This is a genomic window from Paeniglutamicibacter sp., from assembly GCF_046714615.1.
Lineage (GTDB): Bacteria > Actinomycetota > Actinomycetes > Actinomycetales > Micrococcaceae > Paeniglutamicibacter.
The window spans coordinates 19,519-43,252 of the sequence record NZ_JBKKAP010000095.1 but is presented as its reverse complement, the minus strand read 5'-3'; the positions used below and the strand labels follow the sequence as shown (position 1 = coordinate 43,252).

Genomic DNA, 23,734 nt, shown 5'->3' with positions numbered 1-23,734 from the left:
AAGACGCTTCAGACTTTCCGACTCGTCGACGCCCCTTCGGGGCTTTCCCGTAGATCAATGTAATTGGAGGTGGGGGCCGTGACGGTTTCCGTTGTTGATGAACATGCCGAGATCCGCAAACTGGCGGCTCAAGTAGCCGAAGAGGTCTATGCGCCGATGGCCGAGGAACTGGATGTGACACGGACACCCATTTCCCTCGCCGAACGCAAACGACTCGGTGACTTGGGTTTCCTCGGCATCGCGCACCCGGAGCGCTTTGGCGGCTCCGGAGCGCCGCTGCCCCAGGCGCTCGCCGTGATCGAAGAATTCGCCAAGGTCTGCCGGCCTGCGGCATTCCAGGTCTTTGAGTCGAACACGGGTCCGGCCCAGGTTATCAATCACCTCGGAACGGAGGAGCAGCGGGAGCGGCTGCTGCCGGACATCATTACCGGAGACAGGACGATGGCGGTGGCGATCTCTGAGCCCGACGCCGGATCGGCGGCCACCGACGCCAGGACGACCGCTCGTCCTGTCGGCGAGGGCTTCGTGGTCAACGGGGCCAAGCGCTGGATCTCCAACGGCGGCGAAGCGGACCACTACCTGGTCTACGCGCGCCTCTCCGACGCCCCCGGGGCGAAGGGGATCGGCGCCATCATCGTGGACAAGACCATGCCTGGCGTCAGCTTCGGCGTGCCCGAACGGCTGATGGGCTTCCGCGGCATCCCGTCCGCGGACGTCATGTTCGACGACGTGCTGGTCCCGAAGGAAAACGTCGTGGTGCCGGCCGGGCAGTTCAGCTCGCTCTTTGGTGCTTTTTCGATCGAGCGGATGGGCAACGCTACGATGTCCTTGGCGATCGGGCAGGCGGCGCTGGATAAGACGCTGGTCTATATCCAGCAGCGCGAGCAGTTCGGCAAGGAACTGGTCGAGTTCCAGTCGATCCAGATGATGGTCGCCGACATGGTGTTGCAGGTAGAGGCTGCGAGGCTCCTCGTCGAACGGGCGGCCAATAGCGTGAAGGACGGCATTCCGGACGCACTCCAGGTTTCCCTGGCCAAATGCACCGCCAACGAGATGGCGAAGAAGGTCACCGACCTGGCCATCCAGGTGCATGGAGGCAACGGGTACACCGAGGAGTACGGGCTCGAGCGGCTGCACCGCGACTCGCACGGCTGGGCGATTGCGGGCGGTACGCCGTCGATGCAGCGCATTCGGATCGTCTCCGAGGTGCTCGGCCGACGCTTTGACCAGCGCCGCTGATGTCCAGGGTCTGGCCGCCGTGCGTATAGCGGCCAGACCCCTGGTGTTCGTTCGAATGGTATTGACTATGGGTAATTCTTCGATGGAAGGACAGGAATAGTTGTGAGTGTTGATCTGGGTATGGACATGGAGGCCCCCGTCGAGCCGAGGCGACCGGTATTCGACTTGGGTGAGGACCACTTGGCAATCCGGGATCGGGCCCGTGCGCTCGCCGCCGAGCTGGAGCCAGTTGCCGGAGTAGCCGATGCGATGTCGGAGCTGCATGAGCCCACGCGCACGGCGCTGGCAGCCTCCGGGCTGGCCGGACACGTGGTGCCGGCCGCATACGGGGGAGTCTCGGAGACCTTGGATCCGCTGGCAATCACCGTCATCCGCGAGGAGCTGATGTATTCCTCGGCGCATTTGGACTCCCTCTTCGGGGTGCAAGGCATCGGTTCCTACACTCTGACGGTGGGGGGGAGCGAGGAACAGAAGCAGTACTGGCTGCCCAAGGTCATCTCGATGGAAGCCATTGCCGCCATCGCCCTGACCGAGCCGGATGTTGGCTCGGACCTGCGCGCAATCACGACGACGATCGAGGAGGTGGAAGGCGGCGGTCTGCGGGTCCGCGGCCGCAAGTCCTTCATCACCAACGGCGGTGCCGCTTCGTTCTACTGCGTACTCGGCCGCGAGGGCGACGGCTACTCCATGGTCCTGGTTCCCTCAGACGCGCGGGGACTGACCGCGCACCCCGGCGACGACCTGATCGCGCCCCACATCCTCGGCGAGCTCGAGTTCGACGATGTCGTCGTGCCTGCCGGCAACCGTCTGGGCGTTGAGGGGAAGGCCTTCTCCTTGATGCTCCAGGCCCTGGCCGTTTTCAGGGTGTCGGTCGCGGGCTCCGCCGTGGGCCTGGCCCAGGCCGCGCTCGACGAGGCGCTGGCCCACGCGAAGGGACGGGAGCAGTTCGGCGCTCCGCTCATCGAGCTCGGCGCGGTCTCCCAGTCGCTGGCCATGTGCTGGACCGAGGTCGAGACGGCCCGGGCCATGGCATACCGGGCGGCTTCCCTCGCGCGCACGGACCCCCTCGCCAACCTCCACTTCTCCTCAATGGCCAAGATCGCGGCCACCGAGGCGGCGGGCCGCGTGGTGGACCGCGCGGTGCAGGTCATGGGCCGTTTCGGACTGGTCCGTGGGTCGAAGATCGAACGGCTCTACCGCAACGCGCGGGCACTGAGGATCTACGAGGGTTCCACCGAGGTGCTGCTCGATTCCCTGGCCAGGCGCCTCCGCAAGGCGGGCAAGTGAAACCCGAACTCATCATCGACGCGCATACCCACGTCTGGCCCGACAAAATCGCGGGGCTGGCTCTGAACTCCAACCCGGTTCCGGGCCTCGAGCCGCGCGGCGACGGCACGGTGTCAGGTCTCGACGCAGCCATGGACGCGCACGGGGTCCAGGCGAGTTGCTGCCTGGGCATCGCGAACGAGGCGAGACAGGTGGATTCGGTGAACCGCTTCGTCGCCGCCCTGGCAAGCAAGCGGCGGCACCCGGTGGGAACGGTGCATGTGGACCTGTCGCTCGAGGAGAACATGGCGAGCCTGCGGCGACACGGGATCAGAAGCGTGAAACTACATCCGTTGTTCCAGAACTTCGCGCTGAACGACCCGCGCCTGTGGCGGATCCTCGAGGCCTTCGGTTCGGAAATCTCCGTCATCACCCACGTCGGTGAGGGAGGGGACGCACGCGCCAACGCGCTGTCGAGTCCCCGGATGATCGCGGATATTGCCCGGCAGTTCCCGGACCTGACTCTGATGGCCTGCCATTTCGGCGGCTACAAGATCCTGGACGACGCCGAGGAGATGCTCTCCGGCGTCGACGTCATCCTCGAGACCTCTTGGCCCCCCTCGCTGACCACCCTCGCGCCGGACCGGGTCCGGCGGCTTATCCGCAACCACGGGGCAGAAAGAATCGTCTTCGGATCCGACTGGCCGATGACCAACCCGGGCGAGGAGATCGCCGCCATCCATGGGCTTGGCCTCACCGACGAGGAAACCCGTCAGGTGCTGGGCGGCAACCTGGCCCGGTTCCTTCAGCTCTCTCCACTGTAAGGATGGAACGCATGGTCAAGACCGGAGTCGACAACATCGAGGACCTGCGTGGTCTCGGCTTGGGCAGGGACAGTCGGTCCGAGCTTATCGGCGCGCAAACCGAATGCACGTTCGTTTTCACGAACGAGGATGGGTGGGCCAGCGGGGTCGTGATGAGCTTCATCGAGTTCGACGGGTCCTTCTGGTTCACGGCAGTGGAAGGCCGAGGACACGTGCGCGGCGTCGAGAAGGACCCTCGGGTCAGCATGGTCGTCTCCAACGCCGGCACGGGCCTTCCCGGGCGGCGCATGCTCTCCATGCGGGGAACGGCCATTATCCACCGCGACCCCGCCACGAAGGCGAGGTTCCTGGAGCTCTTCGCGGCAAGGCACCAACCTGACGACCCGGGGAGCTTCATCCGGCTGTTGGACAGTTCGAACCGCGTCGTCATCCAGTTCCATCCCGCAGCGGGGGCCGTCAGCCACGACTCCACCAAAATGCCGGGAAATGGCCGGGGCGGAGCCTCCCCTCAAACTCAACAGCAGTAGCCGGCGCCGGCTGCGGAACTCGGTAAAGCCGGGCAGAGGGGCATGCCTCGACTGGTTCTTCCCTGTCCCTGCGGCCCGGGGCCGGCTGAAGTCGGTGAAATCCCGCGCGGCCAGCCCCATCGCGGCGAGCGATGCAGGACTTCCCGGGTCTCGTCCTGCTCCGCAGGCGTGGCGGGGGCAATGCCCGAGCATGTGCCGGGAGGTCGGCCTCCGGGCCGCCGCCGTCTTGAGGGATTGCGCTCCGGGGCATCTCACGTCCAGGACCAAGGCCTTTAAGAACCATAAGACGCCCTCGAGGGTATGGACATGCTCAATTCCTTGACCTACGATCTACCTTAATCATCCGCATCAATTAATTAGTCTTGCGAGGTTGCCTGTTGGGGGCTCGGGGAACGCTTGCGTTGGGAATCGCCTAGTGGCCAAGCTGGCGACCATGCAATCGAACACCCTGGCGTTCGTCACGCCCTCAACTGGGCCTTGGCTCGAGGTGCTGCTCGAAGAACGAGTAAATGCCCCGGTCCTGAACCCGTTCGTTTGCCGTGGATCCCGTCCGGGACCACGGTCCAACTCGGTGAGTCCCACCGCGACAGATCCCCGACCTAGGAGACGACCATGACTGACCATATTCAGACGACCATGACTGACAGAATGGCTATCGAGAAGCTGCTCAACACCTACTCCCTCGCCTATGACAGCAGGGACTTGGTGACGATGGATTCCTGCTTCACTGCGGATGCCATCTTCAGCATGCAGATTGCGGGGCAGGAACCGGTGTCTTTCGACGGCCGGGACACCATCATGAAATTGATGACTGATTCCATGGCCAGCCAGACCGATCAGCGTCGCCACATCAATTCCAACCTCCTCGTGTCCGAGGAGGACGGGGTCGTTAGGACGACGAGCTACCTCACGCTGGTCGCGACGGAAGGAGACCGGATCCAGCTGCTCAGCTCCGGGGTGTACCGGAACGAGATCGTCGAGGACGGAGGGACCCTTCGGTTCCGGAGGCTCCATCTGGACCTAGACAAGTCCTACTGAGCCACGCCGGAACCCCAGAAAGAGGAGACTGCAATGGCGAACCTAGGACTTATCCCAGCCAAATGGGCCGCGCTCACGCCCAACGCACAGGCTGTCTATGACGTGCCCAACGACCGCCGGATCAATTGGACCGATCTGGACTCCACCGTGCGGCGGTTGGCGAACGGATTGCTCGGACTGGGCCTGCGGCCCGGGGACCGGGTGGCCATGCTCTCCCGCAACAGCGTCGAGTACCAGGCCCTCTATTTCGCGGCCGGCCGTGCCGGTCTGGTGACACAGCCCCTGAACTGGCGGTTGGCCTCTCCCGCACTCACGGAGGTCGTGCGGGACGCAGCACCGAAGGCAGTCATCGTCTCGGACGAGTTCCTAGAGGTGACCCGTGACCTGCAGCGCGCCTTGGACATCCCGCATTGGTTCGAGTTCGGTGCCGGGGGTGACGGCAGCCTGGAGCGCCTGGTCCAAAGTTCGTCCGATGAGGAACCGGTGACGACGTCCCGGATCGGTGACGACGATCCATTCTTCATCCTGTACACCGGGGGCACGACGGGGCAGTCCAAGGGCGCCCTGCACACCCATCGGAGCGCGGGCGCCGGCATGCTGAACCAGACCGTGGCGGAGCGGATCGTCCCGAGCGATGTCTACATGCTGACCGGTCAGATGTACCACATCCCGATCATCCTCTCCATGAACTACTTGAAGCACGGATGCCCCCTGGTGCTCGTGAACTTCGAGGCCCGGCAGGCCCTGGAGATCATCGAGGCGGAGAAGGTGTCGGCGTTCCTGGGCATCACCACGATGCTCAATTGGATGATGGCCGTGGAAGGTTTCGAGAAATACGACTTGAGCAGCCTGCGCAACATCCAATACGGTGGCGGGCCGATGCCCTCATCCACCGTTCGGCAGGCGCTAGATTCCTTCCCGTGCACCCTGATCCAAGGGTATGGGCAAACCGAGGGGACCACGATGTGTTTCCTCTCGCAGGAAGACCACGCGAACGCCCTTGAGGGGGTCCATCCGGAACGTCTCCGTTCCTGCGGCCGCGAGGGATTCCTCACCACCGTCCGCGTCGTGGACCATCTTGGCCGGGAGGTGCCGCGCGACGGCAAGACCCCGGGGGAAATCATCGTTCGGTCCGAGGCAAATATGATCGGATACCTGAACCAGCCCGAACTGACCTCACAGACCCTGCGTGACGGATGGATGTGGACGGGCGACGTGGCGACCTGGGACGAGGACCGGTACATCTTCATCGTCGACCGGGCCAAGGACATGATCATCTCGGGTGGCGAGAACATCTACAGTGTCCAAGTGGAGGAAGCGATCGCCAGCCATCCCGCAGTCCTGGAGTGTGCCGTCATCGGAGTGCCCGACGAGGAATGGGGCGAGTCGGCCAAGGGGTTCGTCGTGCTCAAGCCAGGCCACCAAGCCACCGAGCAGGAGATCATCGAGCAGGCCAAGACGCAGCTGGCCAGTTACCAGAAACCCCGTTCGGTGGAGTTCGTTGCGCAGTTGCCCAAGGCACCCACGGGCAAGATCCTGAAGAGGGACCTCCGGGCCCCCTATTGGGAGGACCAGGAACGTGGTGTCTGAAACGGCTCTCTCATTGCATCCACTCGTCGGTCGGAAGTTTCCGGGCGGAAGCTACACCCTCGAGCCGTGGCGGGCTTGGCTCCTCGCGGACGCCCTGGGCGATGACCCCTCGGAGGCGCAGCCCCACCCGGTCATGGCGTGGATGGCAGCAGTGGGGGGCATGGGCATCACATGGGACGAACTCTTCGGTTGGTTCGATGCCACGGCGGACGACGGCCCCATGTTCGGCGAGCACCAAACGACCTTGCATATGCCGCTGCGATCCGGAGCGACCTACCGCGTGAGCGGAAAGATCACCTCGGTGGACCGGAAGACGGGGCGGCGGGCCGGTACTTTCGACATCGTGGGCTACGAACTGTCCCTTCACGATGAGCAGGCACACGTGGCCACCTGTTGGAACTCCTTGGTGCTTCCCAGGAGGTCCGCGGCATGAACGCCACCGTGGGAAGTTCGCTCCCCGTTCACGAGGTGCTGGTGGACATCCAGCCGATGAAGACCATGGCGGCGCTGCTGGGCGATCCCAACCCCATCCACTGGGACACGCGTGCCCTCGCCGCACTGGGCATGGGAGATCGTCCGGTGAACCAGGGCCCGCTCAACATGGGGTACCTCATGACGATGCTCGCACGCTGGGCCGGGGGGCGGGACCGGATCCTCGACTTCCGGGTCAGGTTCCTGGGAAATGTGCTGGCGGGCGACTTGGTCCGCGCCGAGGGCACCGTGACGGGACTGCGGGCCACGGAGGCCGGACGCGTTGCCGACTGCGAGATTGCATTGAGGATTGCGGGCGGGGAGGCGGTGCTGTCCGGAACGGCGAGCGTCCTGATCGAGCCAACCCGTTCGGACGACGACCGGGCCGGCCTCCGGCACGGCCCACCAGATATGAAGGAATGATGACCGTGACCGGTTCGAAACTGGACTTCCAGCTTTCCTACGGCGATTGCGACGCCGTGGGCATCGCCTACTTTGCCATCTACTATCGCTGGATGGAGCGTGCCTACACGTCGTGGCTCTTCGGCCAGGGGCTCCGCAGCGGTGAAATGCAGGAGGCACTGGGTGTGGTCACCGTGGGCATCAGTTCCGGCGCCCGCTACCTTTCCACAGCCAAGGTCTTCGACCAACTCAGCTGCCAGGTAGTGCTTGACCGGCTGGGCGAGACTTCCTACCGCGTCGGGTATGAGTTCACTCGGGACGGGGCCCTGGTCACGCGCGGCCAGATGAGTTACGCCTGCCGTGATGCCAACGACTTCACCAAGGCGCGTCTTCCGGAACGACTTCACGAGACACTGGGCCGACTGCCCGCCCCCTCGTTCGACGTCGAGGTGTGAGGGTGTCGTGACCCGGGAAAGCGCGCTGACCGCGTTGATTGACCGGCAGTGCCGCGTACCCGACCTGGACGAGGCGCCGCCCTGCGCGAGGCCGTGCGCGGCCTGCTGGATCGCGAGGCGATCCGGGACCTCGTGACGCTGTAATGCGCGTGCGTTGGACGCCCGCGACATCGAGGCGTTGCTCGGCACCTTTGCGGCACAAGGCGTCTTTGAGCGGCGGGGTGACGAGGCGGCCGGACACGCTCTGATCCGCAAGTCGTTTGAGGCGGCGATGCACACCTACCAGGCGATGCTCCACGCGCCCGAGTCCCATGGCGTGACGCTTGCCGGCCCGGATGAGGCGGCCGCCTGGGCGAGCGGTCATACCGAACCGCTGACCCGGTGCACCGCCATCCTCGCCGCCTATCGCTATGCCGACACCTATTGCCGGGTGGATGGCCGCTGGCACTTCTCCCGCCGGAGAGTGAAGTTCATATACGCCGTGCCCGCCGCGGAGCACGATTCCGGGCTCTGGGGCCCGGACCGCATGCCGTGGCCCGGAGTGGAACCCGCTCCGGCGGACTACCCGGAGAACATCGACTCCCGGGCCGCTTCCCGCAGCTAATCGGCCCGCAAGGGGACCGACTCCGTCTTTCCCGCGAGGGGGGTGCGGCCGCCCGGGCCTGCCGGCGGGCGCTTTCGATCCCATGCCGCCGGCCGGGGATGGTGTGTCCGTGTTGCGTTCCGGCGCAGGACCCGCTTCAGGGCCGCGAACCTCACCCGGGCAGCCGAGGGCCAGGCCGGCCTGGCTTGGGTCAACCCGGTTTGTCGGGACCGGTTTTCGTGTCCTCTGGCCGCCTTCGCCGGGGATCCGTTGGCGGCAAGGTCGCGAATCGCTTATGCAAATTCACATGGGATCCATTGACAGATCTATGATAATCATATCAACTATATCCAACTGTCGTCCGAACTATAGAGGAGTCATTGATGGTTGAGAAGGAAAGTACTGGATCCCGCGAGGGTACCGAGCAAGTCGTTGTCGTCGGGGCCGGCCTTTCCGGCCTGGCCACCGCACTGGGGGTGGCGCTGCGTGGAGGCAGGGCCATTGTGCTTGAGGCTTCGGACCTGGTTGGCGGCGCTTCGGCCTACTCCGGGGGGCAGGTGTGGTCCGGGGCCAACCATGTTGCCGAAAGGAACGGCATCGAGGACTCGCTGGGCCTCACCGAGCAGTACATCCGCTCGATCGCCCACGACTCGCCGGAGCTGCTCGATGAGGCGGCCATGAAGCGCTGGATCGAGGTCTCGCCCGAGGCGATGAAGTACTGGGAAGAGGTCGGCGCCATTGAATGGGCCATGATCCCAGGGCTCGCCGACTACCACAACGAAGCCGAGGGCGCCCTACCCGAGGGTCGGTACCTCACCAATGCGGTGATCGATGGCAGCGTGCTGGGCCAGTGGCGAGAAAAGCTGCGCTACAGTCCCTACTTCCCCGTCGGGCAGACGTACGACGAAATGCTGGGCAAGGGGCGCCGGGCCAGCTACGTCGAGGACGACGCCCCGTCCAGGCACGGGCATGTCGGGCTCCCGGCGTTCGGTCTCGCGGACGGCAGCCACAGCAAGAGCCAGCCGGAGGACGGTGATCCGCTGACCTTCGGCACCGGTGTCGTGGCCTCTTTCCTGGCCCGGGTGCTCTCCGAGCCCTCGATCGACATCCGGCTCGAGCACCGGGTCGTCGAGCTCGTGACGGATTCCTCGGGCGCGGTGGTCGGCGTGCGGGCCGAGGCTTCCGACGGCCCCGTCCAGTTCGACGGGCCTGTCGTCCTGGCCACGAGCACCTACGACTGGGACCCCGAACTGGTGCGCGAGATGCTCGGCCTTGACCCGGAGGACTTCGGCAGCGTTGCACCGGAGACGCTGCGAGGCGACGGGATCCGCCTGGCCCGCGCCGTCGGCGGAGACATCACGAAGATCCCGCCCACGGCCGTGCCGATCCTGCCGGGGTGGCGCTCGCAGGTGGGCACCGGCTACGGCTACGGACCCGAGTACGCGATGCCGCACTCGATGATCGTCGACCGCACCGGCAACCGGTACTGCAACGATTCCTACTGGGTCGATATCGTTTCCAAGACGCTGAACCCCGATGACCGTCACCTTCCCTTCTTCCTCGTCTGGGACGACCAGCACCGGCAGAAGTACGGCCTGGCGGCAACGCCGCCGGGCGGCGAATATCCCGAGGGGTGGGTGGCCTCTGCGCCGAGCCTCCAGGAGCTGGGGGAGAAGCTTGGCATCGACGGCGATCAGCTGGGGCGGACCGCCGAGCGTTTCAGTGAGAACGCCCGAAGGGGCGAGGATCCGGACTTTGGCCGAGGGACGGTGACCTACGTCAACAAGTTCGCCGGCGATCCGTCAAGCAAGCCCAGTCCCGTGCTGGGCGAGATCGCCCAGGGACCCTTCCATGGGCTCCGGCTGAAGTTTGTGGGCACCGGAATCGGCTCCAGCGGGGTGCGCATCGACGGCGACGGGCGCGCCCTGGACGGACAAGGGATCCCCATTGCGGGGTTGTACACCGTCGGGTCGGCGGCAGGCCTGTCGACGACGGGGACCGGGTACAACAGCGGCATCGCACTCGGCCGCGGACTGACGCTGGCCTACCTCGTCGCGAACGAGTTGTCGGGGGGCGCGGACGAGGTGGGTACCGGGCTGCGAGCGGCCGCTCGCTGACGCAGGCCCGCAAAAAGACCTCCATCTGGGGGTAGTCAGCACCGGTAGCGCAGGCTATTATCTGTATAAATCATATGCATCATTAGAATGGACGGACGGTAGGATCATGGAAGTTCCGAAAACACGAGGTCGGCTGCTCAAGGCAACAACCGCCCTCGCGGCAGTTGCACTGCTCGCCGCCTGCGGTGGAGGCAGCGACGCCAGCACCGCGGGTGCCGGCGGCGGAGCCGGCATCGCGAACGAAATCAAGCTCATGGGAGTCTACGACACCACCGGCCCGGTGGCCTACGCTGGTGTGGGCGCCTCCAAGGGGATGAAGTTGGCCATGGATGAGATCCAGGAGCAGGCCTTCCTTGGCCAGGACGTCAAGCTCACGCTCGATGAGGCCGACACGGCCGGCGCGATCGAGCGGGCCTCGAGTGAAGTGTCCCGAGCCGTCGCCAACCCGAAGGTCAACGCGATCTTCGGGCCCGTCTCCGGCCAACAGGCCGCAACGGTGGCACCGATGGTCCAAAAGGCCGGCTTGCCGACCATCTTCAACCAGGCCGGCTCGGATGGGGTGGTCATTGGCGACTACACCTTCCGCGGGACCGCGCCCATGCACAGCTATTACGAGATCGCTGCCAAGTACCTCGCCGACAAGGGCCTGACCAATGTCGCGGTGCTCTACAACGGAACGTACCCGACCTTCGCCGAGATCGGCCAGAAGTCGTTCCCGGAGCTGGCCAAAAAGCACGGCCTCACCATTAGCTCGTCCTACGCAGTCCAGAGCAATACCCAGGACTTCACCGCGCAGGCCCAGGAAATCGCCGAGAAGAAGCCCGACGCCGTCGTCATGCTGCTCATCGCCCCGCAATCGGTGACTGCCCTCACCCAGATGGGCCAGGCGGGCTATGAAGGCCAGACTGTCGCGTCATCCGTGCAGGCGGCCGGCAACGTGGCCGAGGCCGGAGAGCACGCGGCCGGCCTCGTGTATCCAGTCGATTTCTCCGTGGCACAGGAGAGCGAGCTCGCCGTGAAGTTCGTTGACGGATTCAAGAAGAAGTACGGCGAGGCCCCCGACCAGTATGCGGCCGAGGGATACGACTCGATGTGGTGGCTGGCCCGGGGCATCAAGGCCAGCGGCGACTCCAGTCGCGCGGGGATCCAAAAGGGCCTCCAACAGGTCGCCGCGGAGGGCTTCGAGGGGGTCATGGGCGACCTGACCTTCGAGGGCAACGACATGCGCGTCAACGGCGTGCTGGTGGAATGGGACGGCTCCAAGGAGCAGCTCGCCACCCAGTAATTGAACGACGCGGCCCGGCCATAACATCCCCGCCCCCTCCCCCCCCCCCCCCCCGCGTCCCAGACCGACCACCAGTCGAGTTGAAAGGACAGTCGGCGTGCAAGAGCTGCTCAACACCCTGACCCTCGGGTCCATCTATCTGCTGTTCGCCCTGGGCATGGCCCTGGCGTGGAGCACCATCGGTATCCTGAACTTCGCGCACGGTGCCATCTTCGTGTTCTCGGCGTTCAGCGCACACGTCGTTTCGGTGCATGTGGCCCTGCCGCTGCCGATGCTCATCCTGGTCTCCGTCGTGGTCGGCGCCACGCTGTCGGCCCTCACCCAGTGGCTGGCCTTCGAACAGATCCTCAAGAGGTCGAAGAACCACCGGTCCGCCGAGCTGCGGGTCCTCATCGGCGGCATCGGCGTGGCCGCCATTCCGATCGCGATCGTGGACCGTGCGACGGCCTCGGCACCCTTCGGCTTCGCCAACTCCACGTACAAGACCGAGGTCTACGAGTTTCTGGGGCTGCGCATGACGAACACGGCGGTCATAGTGATCGTCGCCGGAATCGGCATCTCTGTGGCCCTGACCCTCTGGCTCCGCGCATCCCGCAATGGTCTTGGCCTGCGCGCCATCGGGGTCGACTCGGAAACCGCATCGCTGATGGGTGTCAACCGCACCGTGATGGCCATCGCCACGATGGCAATCGCGGGCGGCCTTGCCGGCCTGGCGGGCGCCCTCCAGGTCTTCCAGCTCCAGGCGATGGGCGTGGCGACCGGGGACCAGCTTCTCATCAAGGCCTTCGCAATGATCGTCCTGGGTGGCCTCGGTTCGATGGCCGGTGTCATCATCGGCGCCTTCGTCCTGGCGGGGGCCGAAACCCTGATCTTCGCGGCGAACCTGGGGACCTGGGTGGACGCCGTTTCCTTCGGACTCATCTTTATCGTCCTGCTGGCTCGCCCGCAGGGCATCTTCGGACGCCAGGAGGTGCGTCGGACATGATCACTTGGTATGCCACGAATGCGGTCGTCGTGCAGGCGACAATGACAACACTCCTGCTCGCGCTGAGCGTCCAGCTCCCGATGCGGATGGGCGTCTTCTCCTTCGCCGGGGTTGGCTGTTTCGGGATCGGCGGCTACACGGCGGCCATCTTGTACACGAAGTTCGACGTGGGAACCTGGCCGGCGGTGGTCCTCGGAACCCTGTTCGCCGGCCTCCTGTGCTACCTGTTGGGCTTGATCATCCACAAGCTGTCCGGGCTCTACCTCGGCATGGCGACTGTCGCCTTCACGCTGATCGTCGCGGTCGTGGCGACAAACGGCGGCAGCCTGACCGGTGGGGCCTCCGGGATCTTCGGCGCGCTGGGCGACATCACCAACGTGCACGTCTTGCTCCTGCTGGCAGTCGTCGTCGCCGGCCTTGCCATCTCGGAATACGGGCGGTTCGGACGAAAGATCGACACCGTTCGGGAAGACCCGGAATTGGCTGCCGCCCTCGGCATCAACGTCGCGCGGTATCGGAAGCTGGTCTTTCTGGCCAGCGGCCTGATCGGCGGTCTGGCGGGTGCCGTGACCACCCTGCTGCGCTCCACGATCACGCCGGCCGAGATCAATTTCCACATGGTCGTCGTGGCCCTGACGGTCATTATCATCGGCGGTTCCAGCTCATGGCTCGGGGCCCTCATCGGGGCCGTCGTCATCACCTGGCTGCCGACCGTCCTGAGCGTCGTGGCCGAGTGGGAGTCGATCATCTACGGAGTCCTCGTCGCACTGGCAGCGATCTTCCTCCCGAGCGGCCTGCTCGGCCTGGCCAAGGACCTGGTGCATCGCTGGCGGTCGCGGCGTGGGACCACGCCGCCGGCCCCGACCGCGTCGGATGGCGCGAGGACCCCCGACGACGAACCCAGCTCGCCCCAACCGGAGCGCAGCCTGGCATCCACCCAAGGAGGAACGTTGTGAGCCATCCGCTAAATGAGAATGCCGGGCCGCGAATGATCTTCGAAGCCGACGACGTCGCCGTGCACTTCGGCGGCGTGAAGGCGGTGGACGGGCTGACCTTCGGGCTTCCGGAGGGCAAGATCAGCGGGATCCTGGGCCCCAACGGCTCGGGAAAGAGCACGCTCGTGGGTGCGATCACGCGGCATGTTCCGCTGACCCGGGGCACGCTGAGGTTCCTCGGGGAGGACTACGCCGCCGACCACCCGCACTTGGTGCCCCACCGGGGCATTGCCCGAACCTTCCAAACGGTCCGCCTGCTCGAAGAGCGAAACGTGTTGGAGAACGTCCTGCTCGGCACGGACTCGCTGGCCGCGGGCGGCCGGGCGGCGCGCCAGTTGGCCCACGAACGGGCGGAGCAGGCCATGGTGCGGACCGGATGCGACCACTTGGCGAAGGTGAGGCCCGACGAGCTGTCCTACGGCAACCGCCGCCGCGTGGAGATCGCCCGCGCCATCGCCATGGAGCCCAAGCTCCTGCTTCTCGACGAGCCCACGGCCGGCATGGGCCGTTCCGAGAAGGAAGAGATCTCCGCCCTCATGTCGTCGCTGCGGACCGAAGGGCTCACCCAGCTCATCGTGGAGCACGACGTGCAGATGATGGTGGAAACCTGCGACAGGCTGCTCGCAATGAACTTCGGAAAACTGATCGTGGAAGGGGACCCTCGGGATGTCGTGCGCAACCCGGCGGTCCAGGAAGCCTATTTGGGAAAGCAGGCGGTCAAGCATGCTTGAAGTCAATGATCTGCACGTGAGCTACGGGGCGGTCAATGCCGTGCGCGGTGTCTCGATGTCCGCGTCCGCCGGCCGGATCACCCTGGTCCTCGGCTCGAACGGTGCCGGCAAGACGACAACGCTGCGGGCCATCCACGGTCTGCTCAAGGCCCGGAGCGGCTCCGTGAAGCTGAACGGCAAGGAGATCCTGGGACGGCCCGCCCACCGGCAGGTCCGGCAGGGCGTAGTCATGGTGCCGGAGGGGCGCCGCATCTTCCCGTCCCTCACAGTCGAGGAGAACCTCCGCATGGGGGCATACACCGTGAGCCGGGCGGCCGCCCAGCGCACCGTCGCCGGGGTCTACGAAAAGTTCCCCATCCTCCTGGAACGCAAGGCGATGCCCGGCGGTCTGCTCAGTGGCGGTGAGCAGCAGATGTTGGCCTTCGGGCGCGCCATGATGGCGCAACCGAAGGTGGTTCTGCTCGACGAACCGTCCATGGGCCTGGCTCCGGCGATGGTGGACAGGGTCATGGCCCGGGTCCGCGAGATCGCGGACACCGGGATCGCCGTCCTGATGGTGGAGCAGAACGCCGACGCCGCCTTGGCGGTGGCGGACGATGTCGTCCTGGTGCAGCGCGGAGAGGTCGTGTGGACCGGCACGGCCGAAGAGGCCCAGCGGGACACTGCCCTGGTCCACGCCTTCCTGGGCGAGGCCGCGATCGGCGCCTGAGAATGCCCGCTCCGCCTCCGGCCACCCCGCCGGCCATGACCAACGCCCCGCCCGCCTTTGATCGGAGAACCACACGATGACCTGGACCTCGACGCGCCGCAAGGCAACGGCACTGGTGGTGGTTGCCGCCATGCTGTCCCTCGCCGGATGTGGCGCCACGCCAACGAGCGAGGCCGCCGAAGCCGGGATCGCGGATGAAATCAAGATGGTTGGCGTACGCGACCTCACCGGACCCGTCGCCTACGCAGGGGTCGGCGCCGCCCGGGGCGCCGAGCTCGCCGTGCAGGAGATCAACGCGCAGAAGTACCTGGGCGAGGGGAAATCGCTTGTCCTCGACGAGATCGACAGCGCGGGCGCCATCGAGCGCGCCGCGGCCGAGGTGACCCGGGCCCTCTCCGACAAGGATGTCGGCGTGATCCTGGGTCCGGTCCAGGGCCAGCAGTCGGCGGCCGTCGCCCCCGTCGTCGAAGCACGGAAGGTGCCCATCGTCTTCACCCAGTCGGCATCCGACGGAGTGGTGATTGGCGACTACACCTTCCGGGCCACGGCGCCCATGCACACCTTCTATGGGCATGCCGCCGAGTTCCTTGCGAATCAGGACCTGACCAACGTCGCGGTGCTGTACAACTCGACCTACCCGACGCTCGCCGAACTCGCCGAGACCCATTTCCCCGCAATGGCCCAGGCGGAAGGCCTGAATATCGTCGAGAGCATCCCGGTGCAGACGACGACCCAGGATTTCACCTCTCCGGCACAGAAACTTGCGCAGATGAATCCCGACGCCATTGTGGTGTTGCTGTTGTCCTCCCAGTCGGTGACCGCCATGACGCAGCTGCGCCAGGCCGGCTATGCGGGGCAGTTCGTCGGCAACACCAACAATGCCGGCGGAAATGCGGCCCAAGCGGGGCAGCACGCCGTCGACATGGTCTACCCGGTTGACTTCTCCGCTGCCCAACAGGACCCGCACGCCAAGGAATTCGTCGAAGCGTATCGGAACGAATTCGGCGAGCTGCCGCAGACCTATGCCGCGGAGGGCTACGACGCAGTCTGGTGGATCGCCCACGCGATCAAGGCCAGCGGAGATTCGTCCCGGGAAGGAATCCGCGACGGTTTGGAGCTGATGGCGCGGGAGGGCTTCACGGGGGCGATGGGCGAGATCACCTTCGAAGGCAATGACATGCGGGTCCCCGGCGTGCTGGCCCGGTGGGACGGCAACCAGGAAGCGGTCATCTCCGACTAGTCCCGTCCATCCGACGGCGGCACAACGATAGGAAGGCACCAACATGTCAGACACGGCATCCATGCTCCACCACTTTGTTGCCCAGCAACTCCTGACCGCGTACACGCGTCTGGTCGACGCGAAGGACGTGGAGGGACTGTTCGCCATTGCCCACCCCGACATCGTCTTGGTCCGAAGTTCGGACGCGGCGCCCCGTGCGGGCCGCGAGGCGTTCCTGGACCTCTATCGGGATTTCGCGCGATCCGACGTGCAGGAGAGCCAGCACATGACGACGAATGTGTCGGCCCTCGAATTGGGCGACGGATCGCTTGCGGTCGCTGCGTGCTTTCTGGCCATCACGACGCATCCGGACGGCGCCCGCGCAACGTGGGGCCGTTACAACGACGAAATCGCGGAGCGCGACGGCAAGTGGGTCTTCACCGCCAAGCGCATCCAGGTGACGCGAACGGCCCTGATCGGCCAGGACATGCTGGCTCCATTCAATGCCAGTTCGTTCGAGCCGATGCCCAGCACATAGCGAGGACGCGCTTGGTTCCGGTGCCCCGGCGGTAGTCAAGGCGGTGCCGGAGCTTCGGAAGGAGCCGGAGCGGGCTCCGGTGCGACCCGTGTTCATCGGCCCGGCCGACGTGCCGCGACCCTGTCATCCCCGTCCGCGCCGGCGGGACGCCGCGGAGCGGTGGCCGGCCACCCCAAGGAAAGGACCCGACATGAGGTCAACCGCAGCCCCCGGGCAGCAGCTTTCAATCGGCGACTGGCTCACCGACGCCGCGGACCGGCATCCGCAGGCCAGCATCGAGATCGAGGGGCAGGCCACCACGATCGCCGATCTTGACGGCGCGGCGGGACGGGCCGCGGCCGGGTTCCGGGCGCTGGGCCTGGTGCCCGGCGATCGGGTCTGCATGGTCATGGCCGCCGCCCCGGCGTCCCTCCAGGCGTGGTTCGGTCTGGCGAAGGCCGGCCTCGTGGAGGTTCCGCTCAATCCGACCGGCGGATCCGAGTTGCTGCGGTACTGCATCGAGCAGTCCGGTGCGCCGGTGGTGGTGTGCGATGCCGAGCGCGAAGCCGTGGTTCGCGAGCTGATTCGTGGACTGGGTGCGGTCCGCCACCTGGTCGTCGTCGGCGGCGGGATCCCGGCGGCGGGGGCGCAGGTCAACCGGTTGGCGTTCGATGACCTGCTGGCCCATTCCGCGGAGGGGGCGCACGGGGTCGATCCCGCCTCGGCTGCCGTAATCCTCTACACCTCGGGGACCACCGGGCCGCCGAAGGGGGTGCTGCTGAGCCACCGCGCGAACATCAACCTGGCCCGGCACACCACCGGGCTACTCGAATACACCTCCAGCGACCGCCTGTACTCCGTCTTCCCGCTGTACCACAGCAACGCGCGGTACTGCAGCGTCATGGCGGCGATCGAGGTGGGCGCGGACCTCGTGATGCACCGGAAGTTCTCCGCCAGCCGGTTCTGGGACATTTGCCGTGGAGACGGCATCACCGCCTTCAACTACCAGGGCGCGATGATGAGCATCCTGCACAAGCAGCCGCCGCGCCCCGACGACGCGCAGAACCCCGTCCGGCTCGGATTCGGGGCGCCGTGTCCGCCGGAGATCTTCGCCAACTTCGAAAGCCGATTTGGCGTCCGCCTCACCGAGATCTATGGCAGCACCGAGGTCTCCATCGTCACCGACATGCCGCCTCGGGACCGCAAGATCGGGACGGCCGGCAAGGAGTCGGAGAACTACCAGGTCGCCGTGGTCGATGGCCGCGACGAACCGGTGGCCGCCGGGGAGACCGGCGAGATCGTAGTCCGCCCGAAGAGCCCCGGCTGGATGTTCGATGGCTACCACCGGATGCCCGATTCCACCGCCAAAAGCTGGAGCAACCTGTGGTTCCACACCGGCGACCGCGGGCACCTGGACGAGGACGGTTTCCTCACCTTCGTCGACCGCGTCAAGGACTCGATCCGTCGCCGCGGGGAAAACATCTCGTCCTGGGAAATCGAGCGCGTTATCGCCGAACACCCGGACATCGCCCAGGTCGCCGCCTTCGGCGTGCCGTCCACGCTCAGCGAGGAAGACGTGATGGTCGCCATCGTGCCGCGGGAAGGTCGGAGCGTCGACCCCGCGGAGCTGCTGGGCCGCTGCGAGGGTACGCTCACCCCCTTCGCGATTCCCCGTTTCGTCAGGTTTGTCACGGCCCTGCCCATGACCCCCAGCCAGCGGGTGGAGAAGTACCGGTTGCGGGCCGACGGAATCACCGAAGACACGTGGGATAGCCAGGCGGTGTCGCGATGACCGAACCCCTGCAGCGCTTCACCCTTGTTGAACAGTCCGCGCACGTGATCGAACTGCGGATGTCGCGCCCGGAGAAGCTGAATGCGATGGACCAGCAGTGGTTCCGCGAACTGACCAGCCTCATGGGGGGCTTCGGGGTGGACGACGACGTCCGCGCCGTCGTTCTCACGGGCGAGGGGCGGGCGTTCTCCGCGGGCGGGGACATCGACATGTTCCATGACCTCGGCGGGGATGTCGGCCGCGTGCGGCCGCACCTGCGGCGCGTCTATGACGCGTTTCATGCCGTGGAGCGGTGCGCCGTTCCGGTGATCGCCGCTGTCAACGGCCTGGCCTACGGAGGGGGAACCGAGCTCGCGCTGGCCTGCGACATGGTGCTGGCCGGGGAATCGGCAAGATTCGCCTTCAAGGAGGTCGAGGTCGGGCTCCAGCCCGGATTCGGGATGGTTCGCGGGCCCCAGGTGCTCGGGCGCCAGTGGACCAGCTATCTGGCCCTCACCGGCCGGGACATCGACCCCCGGCAAGCGCTCACGTGCGGCCTGGCCCAGGAGATCCATCCCGACGACGAACTGCTCGACCGCGCCCTTGTCCTGGCCCGGGAGATCGCGGCGAAGCCGCCACTGGCGGTCCAGGTGGGCAAGGCGTTCATCAACCGGAACACCACGGCAGGCTTCAGCGAATCGGTCGAGGCAACCGCCCTGCTATTCGGAACCACCCAGCACGCGGAGGCGGTCGCGGGGTTCCGCCGGCGCGGACGCTGATCGAGTGCTGCCGCCTGGAGCGGCCCGCCGCGGACACATCCGCCTCCGGGGGGGTGGAGGGCGTGGAGGGGAGTTCCTTGCGGGCCAACCCTCCGGTTCGGCGCCGCTGGCACGTGCTGCGGGCACCCCTTGATTACTGAAAAATTATCAGTAATAATGATGATTATCAAATAGGCCGAAGGCGTGGACAGCGGTTGATTCCGTTGCGAACCCGGCGCCACACACCGGCGCTTCACCCGAGCATCGAAGAAGGAAAATTATGCTGCAGAACAAGGTTGCGTTGGTTACCGCTGGTGCCTCCGGGATGGGCAAGGCGGGAGCCGAGCGCTTCGCCGAACAGGGCGCGTTCGTATATGTCGTGGACCGCGACGCGCCGGCCACCAAGGCCGTGGTCGACGGTATTCGCGCGAAGGGCGGGAACGCCGCCGGCATTGTCGCGGATGTCCGCGACCTGAAGGCGCTGAAGGCGGTCGCAGAGCAGGTGGAGAAGGAGCACGGAGTGCTCCACGTCCTCTACAATAACGTCGGGATCCCCGGCGCCGCGGGCCTGGACCTCAGCGAGGAGGAGTGGGATGCCCTGATTGAGATCAATGCGCGCGCCAGCTTCTACCTCACCCACTACCTGACCGACGTGCTGAAGGCCGCCGGCGGGGCGTCAGTGATCTTCAAGAGCTCCAGCTCGGGCCTGGTCGGATCGCCGTGGAGCCCCCTGTATTCCTTCACCAAGGGAGGCCTCATCGCCCTGGTCCGTTCCCTGGCGCTGGCCTTCGCCGGGGACAAGATCCGCGTCAACGCCATCGCGCCGGGCTCGGTCGACACTCCCGGACTGCCCGGATTCTTCCGGGCCTCTCCCGAAGAGGTCGAGGAGCGCAAGGAGGCCTTCTTCGCACAGATCCCGATGGGCCGCGCTTCGCAGCCCGAGGAGATCGCCGGCGTTGCCCTTTTCCTGGCCAGCGACATGTCCAGCTACGTCACCGGGATCACCATCCCTGTTGACGGCGGACTCACCGCCAAGTAGACCAATGCCCCCCTGGGGGCGAGAGAGCAGGGAGATTACCATGGAGTTTGGCATCCTTATGGGCGACCAGCCCGTCGAGTCTTCGCCGATCGAACACCTCGACCTCATGCTGCGCAAGGTGGAGGCGGCACAGAAGGCGGGGTTCAAGTACCTCACCATCGGACAGCATTTCCTCTATGACGGCTTCCGCTGGCTGCAGCCCATCCCGTTGCTCGCCCGCCTGGCCGCCGAGCTTGACGACGACGTCAAGCTGGGGACCACCGTGCTGGTGGGACCGGTCCACCATCCGGTGATCCTTGCCGAGCAGCTCGCGACCCTCGACATCATCACCCGCGGCCGGCTCGTCGTCGGGATCGGCACCGGGTACCTGCCCGCCGAATACGAGGCCATGGGCGTGCCCTTCAAGCAGCGATACGGGCTGCTGGAGGAACTCATCGAGGTCATGACCAAGCTTTGGACGCAGGACCGGGTGACCCACCACGGCAAGTTCTGGAACATCGAGGACGCCCCGACGCACATCCGTCCCGTCCAAAACCCGCGGCCGCCGATCTGGCTGGGTGCAATGAAGGAGAACGGGGTGCGCCGCGCCGCCCGCATGGGCGACGTCTGGACGATCACCCCGCAGCAGACCCTGGACCAGGTGGAGGACCTCATCCGCATCTACGTGGACGAGCGTGTGGATGCGGGCCTGCCGCTGAACAAGTTGCCGCTTCGCCGCGAGTTGATGATCGGCAGCGACTTCGATGACGCCGTGAACCAGTTCGCCTCCGTGGCACGCGTGAAATACGAGGCATACGCAGACCGGGGGATGGACCTGCTGTCCGACACGGCCGTCCGCGAGGGGTTTGTGGACACGATCCGCGACCACGTCCTTCTTGGCTCGGCTGCGGACGTGCGCAACCAGATCACCGAGATCGCCGACCGGCTGCCCATCGGCCCGCTGCTGATCCGCCCCCACTGGCCCGGAATGGACGCCGAGCAGACGGCGGCGTACCTCCAGAAGGTGGGCGAAGAGATCGTCAAGCCGCTGGCGGGGCTCGAGAGCGCGTCGTTCGACAAGGTCATGGGTGCGCCGGTGGGAGCCGCATAGCCCCACCCTCCGGACGTAGGGGTCCGCATTTGCGGACCCCTACGCCTTCAGTGACGGCGACGCCGTCGCGGGGATGTTTCACGGCAAGGGGCCGGGCGGCAGCTTGAACTGGCCGCCCGGCCCCTTCCTGCTTCATGGGTGGAGTCGGGTGCAGGCCCGCGGTGCCGCACGTCCTGGTGCCTTTGGCGCGCCCTGGCAGCCGGGTTCCCTGAATGCCGCATGGCGCCGGTCGAGCGTTCCGGTGCCGCCGCCGCGGGGCCGATAGGGGGCCGCCGGGCGGCGGGGTTTTGGACATCTTGTCGACGTAATCTAGTCGCATCATTGTCAGGGACCGTGGGTCGATGCTACGGTTTTGAATTGTTAGCTAGATAACACCTTGCGGCTGCCCAGGCCGTCGAAGGACTGACCGCTTTCTCGCGGACGGATTTCAAGTGAAGTTTCGATGTTTTGGAGGCAATCGATGAGCCAGCGGCAGGTCTACACAGATCTTGTTCCCACGTTTCCGAATCCGGAGACCTGGACGCTTGACCAGGTCCTGCGCCACCACGCGTCCGTCCGTCCGGACGCCGTGTGCCTGGAGGCTCCCGTGGAGGATGCCCGCTGGACATACGGCGAGGCACTTCACAGCGCGGTGCGCATCGCCGGGAGCTGGCTGACCGCGGGCGGCAACACCGGGGACCGCGTGGCCATCATGGCCATGAACTCCTCGCAGCTGGTGCGCTCCTGGTGGGGCGCGGCCGTGGGGAACTTCGTTGAGGTGCCGATCAACACCAACTACGAGGGAGAGTTCCTCCGCCACCAGCTCAACGTTGTCGGCGCGCGTTTCGCGGTTATCGACGACGCGTTCGCGCATCGTTTCGTGGCCATTGCCGAGCACGCTCGCGGCATCGAGCGCTTCTGGGTGATCGACACCGGCACCGGGATGCGCGACGCGGCCATCGAGCTGCTGCGCGCCCATGGCTGGAACGCCGCTCCGTGGGAAGACCTCGAGCAGGGCCCGGTGCTTGATCTGGAGCCGCCCCGCGCCCAGGACCTGGGAGCCATCTTCTTTACATCCGGCACCACCGGCCCCTCCAAGGGCGTCTCCATGCCGCACTCGCAGCTCTACTTCTTCGCGCAGGAGGTGGTGTGTCTGACCCGGTTGACCGACGCCGACACCTACCTCACGACGACGCCGCTGTTCCATGGCAACGCACAGTTCATGGCGGTCTACCCCGTCATCATCGCCGGTGGCCGGGCGGTCATCCGGCCCAAGTTCAGTGCCAGCCGCTGGATCGACCATGTCCGCGACTCGGGAGTCACTGTCACGAACTTCGTCGGCGTGATGATGGACTTCGCCTGGAAGCAGCCGCCCCGCGAGAACGACCGGGACAACGTGCTCCGTGCCGTCTACGCGGCGCCCACGGCCAGCACGATCGTGGAGCAGTTCAAGGAACGCTACGGCATCGAGGCGTTTGTCGACGCCTTCGGCCTGACCGAAACCTGTGCCCCGATTCTCTCGCCCTATGGCGTCCCCCGCCCGGCCGGCGCCGCAGGCCTGGCCGCTTCGGAATGGTTCGACATCCGCCTCGTGGATCCGGAAACGGATCGGGAGGTTGCCGTGGGGGAGGTCGGAGAACTGGTGGTCCGCCCCGTCCAGCCGTGGACGTGCAGCAACGGCTACTACGGCATGCCGGAAAAGACGCTTGAGGCCTGGCGCAACCTCTGGTTCCACACTGGGGACGCCCTCCGCCAGGACGAGGACGGCTGGTTCTACTTCGTGGACCGCTACAAGGACGCGTTGCGCCGTCGCGGGGAAAACATCAGCTCCTATGAAATCGAGGCCGCCGTGATGGGCCACCCCTCGGTCCTCGAGTGCGCAGTCGTTGGCGTCCCGGCCGATGTCGAGGCCGGGGAGGACGAGGTGCTGGCCGTCGTTGTCGTCGAGGGGAACGCAGCCCCTGCGGAGATCCTCGCTTGGTGCGAAGGCAAGATCCCGGCCTTCGCCATCCCCCGCTACCTGCGCGTCGTCTCCGAACTGCCCAAGACACCCTCGCAAAAGATCCGCAAGGCGGTGCTGCGTGCCGAGACCCTCGGCCCGGAGACCTTCGACCGCCAGGCAGTGCACGTTTCCTGATCGTCTG

23 protein-coding genes are annotated in these 23,734 nt (G+C 66.1%); all 23 read left to right on the top strand.

Annotation, left to right across the window (positions count from 1 at the left end):
* Positions 1-78 precede the first annotated feature (78 nt).
* The 23 genes from ACLQ7E_RS11775 (at position 79) to ACLQ7E_RS11665 (ending at position 23,727) form a co-directional block, all read left to right on the top strand.
* The gene (locus ACLQ7E_RS11775; protein WP_411732764.1) at positions 79-1,239 is read left to right on the top strand and encodes an acyl-CoA dehydrogenase family protein; all 1,161 of its coding nucleotides are present in this window, start codon (positions 79-81) and stop codon (positions 1,237-1,239) included.
* A 102-nt stretch (positions 1,240-1,341) separates the two neighbouring features.
* A complete protein-coding gene (locus tag ACLQ7E_RS11770) occupies positions 1,342-2,526 on the top strand; it encodes an acyl-CoA dehydrogenase family protein (protein ID WP_411732763.1) in 1,185 nt (394 codons plus the stop codon).
* Entirely contained in the window at positions 2,523-3,329 is an 807-nt protein-coding gene (locus tag ACLQ7E_RS11765; protein WP_411732762.1) for an amidohydrolase family protein, read from the top strand. Before ACLQ7E_RS11770 ends, ACLQ7E_RS11765 begins: the two co-directional genes overlap by 4 nt.
* Before the next feature lie 11 nt (positions 3,330-3,340).
* Positions 3,341-3,856 carry a pyridoxamine 5'-phosphate oxidase family protein gene (locus ACLQ7E_RS11760; RefSeq protein WP_411732761.1) on the top strand — a complete coding sequence of 172 codons (516 nt, stop codon included), beginning with the start codon at positions 3,341-3,343 and terminating at the stop codon, positions 3,854-3,856.
* Positions 3,857-4,468: 612 nt separating this feature from the next.
* Positions 4,469-4,894: a nuclear transport factor 2 family protein gene (locus tag ACLQ7E_RS11755; protein ID WP_411732760.1), complete on the top strand. Its 426-nt coding sequence runs from the start codon at positions 4,469-4,471 to the stop codon at positions 4,892-4,894.
* Between the two features lie 33 nt (positions 4,895-4,927).
* Positions 4,928-6,484 carry an AMP-binding protein gene (locus tag ACLQ7E_RS11750; RefSeq protein ID WP_411732759.1) on the top strand — a complete coding sequence of 519 codons (1,557 nt, stop codon included), beginning with the start codon at positions 4,928-4,930 and terminating at the stop codon, positions 6,482-6,484.
* On the top strand, positions 6,477-6,917 hold the full coding sequence (locus ACLQ7E_RS11745; protein WP_411732758.1) for a hypothetical protein: 441 nt from the start codon (positions 6,477-6,479) through the stop codon (positions 6,915-6,917). Before ACLQ7E_RS11750 ends, ACLQ7E_RS11745 begins: the two co-directional genes overlap by 8 nt.
* Positions 6,914-7,378 (top strand): MaoC family dehydratase, encoded by a 465-nt coding sequence (locus tag ACLQ7E_RS11740; protein ID WP_411732757.1) that lies wholly within the window; start codon positions 6,914-6,916, stop codon positions 7,376-7,378. The genes ACLQ7E_RS11745 and ACLQ7E_RS11740 overlap by 4 nt, the downstream gene beginning before the upstream one ends.
* Entirely contained in the window at positions 7,378-7,812 is a 435-nt protein-coding gene (locus ACLQ7E_RS11735) for an acyl-CoA thioesterase (RefSeq protein ID WP_411732756.1), read from the top strand. The genes ACLQ7E_RS11740 and ACLQ7E_RS11735 overlap by 1 nt, the downstream gene beginning before the upstream one ends.
* Positions 7,813-7,966: 154 nt before the next feature.
* Complete coding sequence (locus ACLQ7E_RS11730) at positions 7,967-8,416, top strand: nuclear transport factor 2 family protein (RefSeq protein WP_411732755.1); 450 nt, start codon at positions 7,967-7,969, stop codon at positions 8,414-8,416.
* Between the two features lie 362 nt (positions 8,417-8,778).
* Complete coding sequence (locus ACLQ7E_RS11725; protein ID WP_411732754.1) at positions 8,779-10,512, top strand: FAD-dependent oxidoreductase; 1,734 nt, start codon at positions 8,779-8,781, stop codon at positions 10,510-10,512.
* Between the two features lie 106 nt (positions 10,513-10,618).
* Positions 10,619-11,797, top strand: a complete 1,179-nt coding sequence (locus ACLQ7E_RS11720; protein ID WP_411732753.1) for an ABC transporter substrate-binding protein — start codon at positions 10,619-10,621, stop codon at positions 11,795-11,797.
* 97 nt (positions 11,798-11,894) lie between these two features.
* Complete coding sequence (locus ACLQ7E_RS11715) at positions 11,895-12,782, top strand: branched-chain amino acid ABC transporter permease (protein WP_411732752.1); 888 nt, start codon at positions 11,895-11,897, stop codon at positions 12,780-12,782.
* Complete coding sequence (locus ACLQ7E_RS11710) at positions 12,779-13,738, top strand: branched-chain amino acid ABC transporter permease (protein WP_411732751.1); 960 nt, start codon at positions 12,779-12,781, stop codon at positions 13,736-13,738. The genes ACLQ7E_RS11715 and ACLQ7E_RS11710 overlap by 4 nt, the downstream gene beginning before the upstream one ends.
* The gene (locus ACLQ7E_RS11705; RefSeq protein ID WP_411732750.1) at positions 13,735-14,508 is read left to right on the top strand and encodes an ABC transporter ATP-binding protein; all 774 of its coding nucleotides are present in this window, start codon (positions 13,735-13,737) and stop codon (positions 14,506-14,508) included. The genes ACLQ7E_RS11710 and ACLQ7E_RS11705 overlap by 4 nt, the downstream gene beginning before the upstream one ends.
* Positions 14,501-15,217, top strand: coding sequence for an ABC transporter ATP-binding protein (locus tag ACLQ7E_RS11700; protein WP_411732749.1), 717 nt, complete (start codon positions 14,501-14,503; stop codon positions 15,215-15,217). The genes ACLQ7E_RS11705 and ACLQ7E_RS11700 overlap by 8 nt, the downstream gene beginning before the upstream one ends.
* 76 nt (positions 15,218-15,293) lie before the next feature.
* Positions 15,294-16,457: an ABC transporter substrate-binding protein gene (locus tag ACLQ7E_RS11695; protein WP_411732748.1), complete on the top strand. Its 1,164-nt coding sequence runs from the start codon at positions 15,294-15,296 to the stop codon at positions 16,455-16,457.
* Between the two features lie 43 nt (positions 16,458-16,500).
* Positions 16,501-16,974, top strand: a complete 474-nt coding sequence (locus tag ACLQ7E_RS11690) for a nuclear transport factor 2 family protein (protein WP_411732747.1) — start codon at positions 16,501-16,503, stop codon at positions 16,972-16,974.
* A gap of 190 nt (positions 16,975-17,164) precedes the next feature.
* Positions 17,165-18,745, top strand: a complete 1,581-nt coding sequence (locus ACLQ7E_RS11685) for an AMP-binding protein (protein ID WP_411732746.1) — start codon at positions 17,165-17,167, stop codon at positions 18,743-18,745.
* The gene (locus ACLQ7E_RS11680) at positions 18,742-19,503 is read left to right on the top strand and encodes an enoyl-CoA hydratase/isomerase family protein (RefSeq protein ID WP_411732745.1); all 762 of its coding nucleotides are present in this window, start codon (positions 18,742-18,744) and stop codon (positions 19,501-19,503) included. Before ACLQ7E_RS11685 ends, ACLQ7E_RS11680 begins: the two co-directional genes overlap by 4 nt.
* A 259-nt stretch (positions 19,504-19,762) precedes the next feature.
* Complete coding sequence (locus tag ACLQ7E_RS11675) at positions 19,763-20,521, top strand: SDR family NAD(P)-dependent oxidoreductase (protein ID WP_411732744.1); 759 nt, start codon at positions 19,763-19,765, stop codon at positions 20,519-20,521.
* 40 nt (positions 20,522-20,561) lie between these two features.
* Positions 20,562-21,611: an LLM class flavin-dependent oxidoreductase gene (locus ACLQ7E_RS11670; protein WP_411732743.1), complete on the top strand. Its 1,050-nt coding sequence runs from the start codon at positions 20,562-20,564 to the stop codon at positions 21,609-21,611.
* 460 nt (positions 21,612-22,071) lie between these two features.
* Positions 22,072-23,727, top strand: a complete 1,656-nt coding sequence (locus ACLQ7E_RS11665; protein WP_411732742.1) for an AMP-binding protein — start codon at positions 22,072-22,074, stop codon at positions 23,725-23,727.
* Positions 23,728-23,734: the final 7 nt, after the last annotated feature.

Bases quoted from the DNA above. Each gene is read 5' to 3' on its own strand.
- ACLQ7E_RS11760 (WP_411732761.1), top strand. From the start codon at position 3,341: ATGGTCAAGACCGGAGTCGACAACATCGAGGACCTGCGTGGTCTCGGC.
- ACLQ7E_RS11755 (WP_411732760.1), top strand. From the start codon at position 4,469: ATGACTGACCATATTCAGACGACCATGACTGACAGAATGGCTATCGAG.
- ACLQ7E_RS11750 (WP_411732759.1), top strand. From the start codon at position 4,928: ATGGCGAACCTAGGACTTATCCCAGCCAAATGGGCCGCGCTCACGCCC.
- ACLQ7E_RS11740 (WP_411732757.1), top strand. From the start codon at position 6,914: ATGAACGCCACCGTGGGAAGTTCGCTCCCCGTTCACGAGGTGCTGGTG.
- ACLQ7E_RS11735 (WP_411732756.1), top strand. From the start codon at position 7,378: ATGACCGTGACCGGTTCGAAACTGGACTTCCAGCTTTCCTACGGCGAT.
- ACLQ7E_RS11725 (WP_411732754.1), top strand. From the start codon at position 8,779: ATGGTTGAGAAGGAAAGTACTGGATCCCGCGAGGGTACCGAGCAAGTC.
- ACLQ7E_RS11720 (WP_411732753.1), top strand. From the start codon at position 10,619: ATGGAAGTTCCGAAAACACGAGGTCGGCTGCTCAAGGCAACAACCGCC.
- ACLQ7E_RS11710 (WP_411732751.1), top strand. From the start codon at position 12,779: ATGATCACTTGGTATGCCACGAATGCGGTCGTCGTGCAGGCGACAATG.
- ACLQ7E_RS11700 (WP_411732749.1), top strand. From the start codon at position 14,501: ATGCTTGAAGTCAATGATCTGCACGTGAGCTACGGGGCGGTCAATGCC.
- ACLQ7E_RS11695 (WP_411732748.1), top strand. From the start codon at position 15,294: ATGACCTGGACCTCGACGCGCCGCAAGGCAACGGCACTGGTGGTGGTT.
- ACLQ7E_RS11690 (WP_411732747.1), top strand. From the start codon at position 16,501: ATGTCAGACACGGCATCCATGCTCCACCACTTTGTTGCCCAGCAACTC.
- ACLQ7E_RS11685 (WP_411732746.1), top strand. From the start codon at position 17,165: ATGAGGTCAACCGCAGCCCCCGGGCAGCAGCTTTCAATCGGCGACTGG.
- ACLQ7E_RS11680 (WP_411732745.1), top strand. From the start codon at position 18,742: ATGACCGAACCCCTGCAGCGCTTCACCCTTGTTGAACAGTCCGCGCAC.
- ACLQ7E_RS11675 (WP_411732744.1), top strand. From the start codon at position 19,763: ATGCTGCAGAACAAGGTTGCGTTGGTTACCGCTGGTGCCTCCGGGATG.
- ACLQ7E_RS11670 (WP_411732743.1), top strand. From the start codon at position 20,562: ATGGAGTTTGGCATCCTTATGGGCGACCAGCCCGTCGAGTCTTCGCCG.
- ACLQ7E_RS11665 (WP_411732742.1), top strand. From the start codon at position 22,072: ATGAGCCAGCGGCAGGTCTACACAGATCTTGTTCCCACGTTTCCGAAT.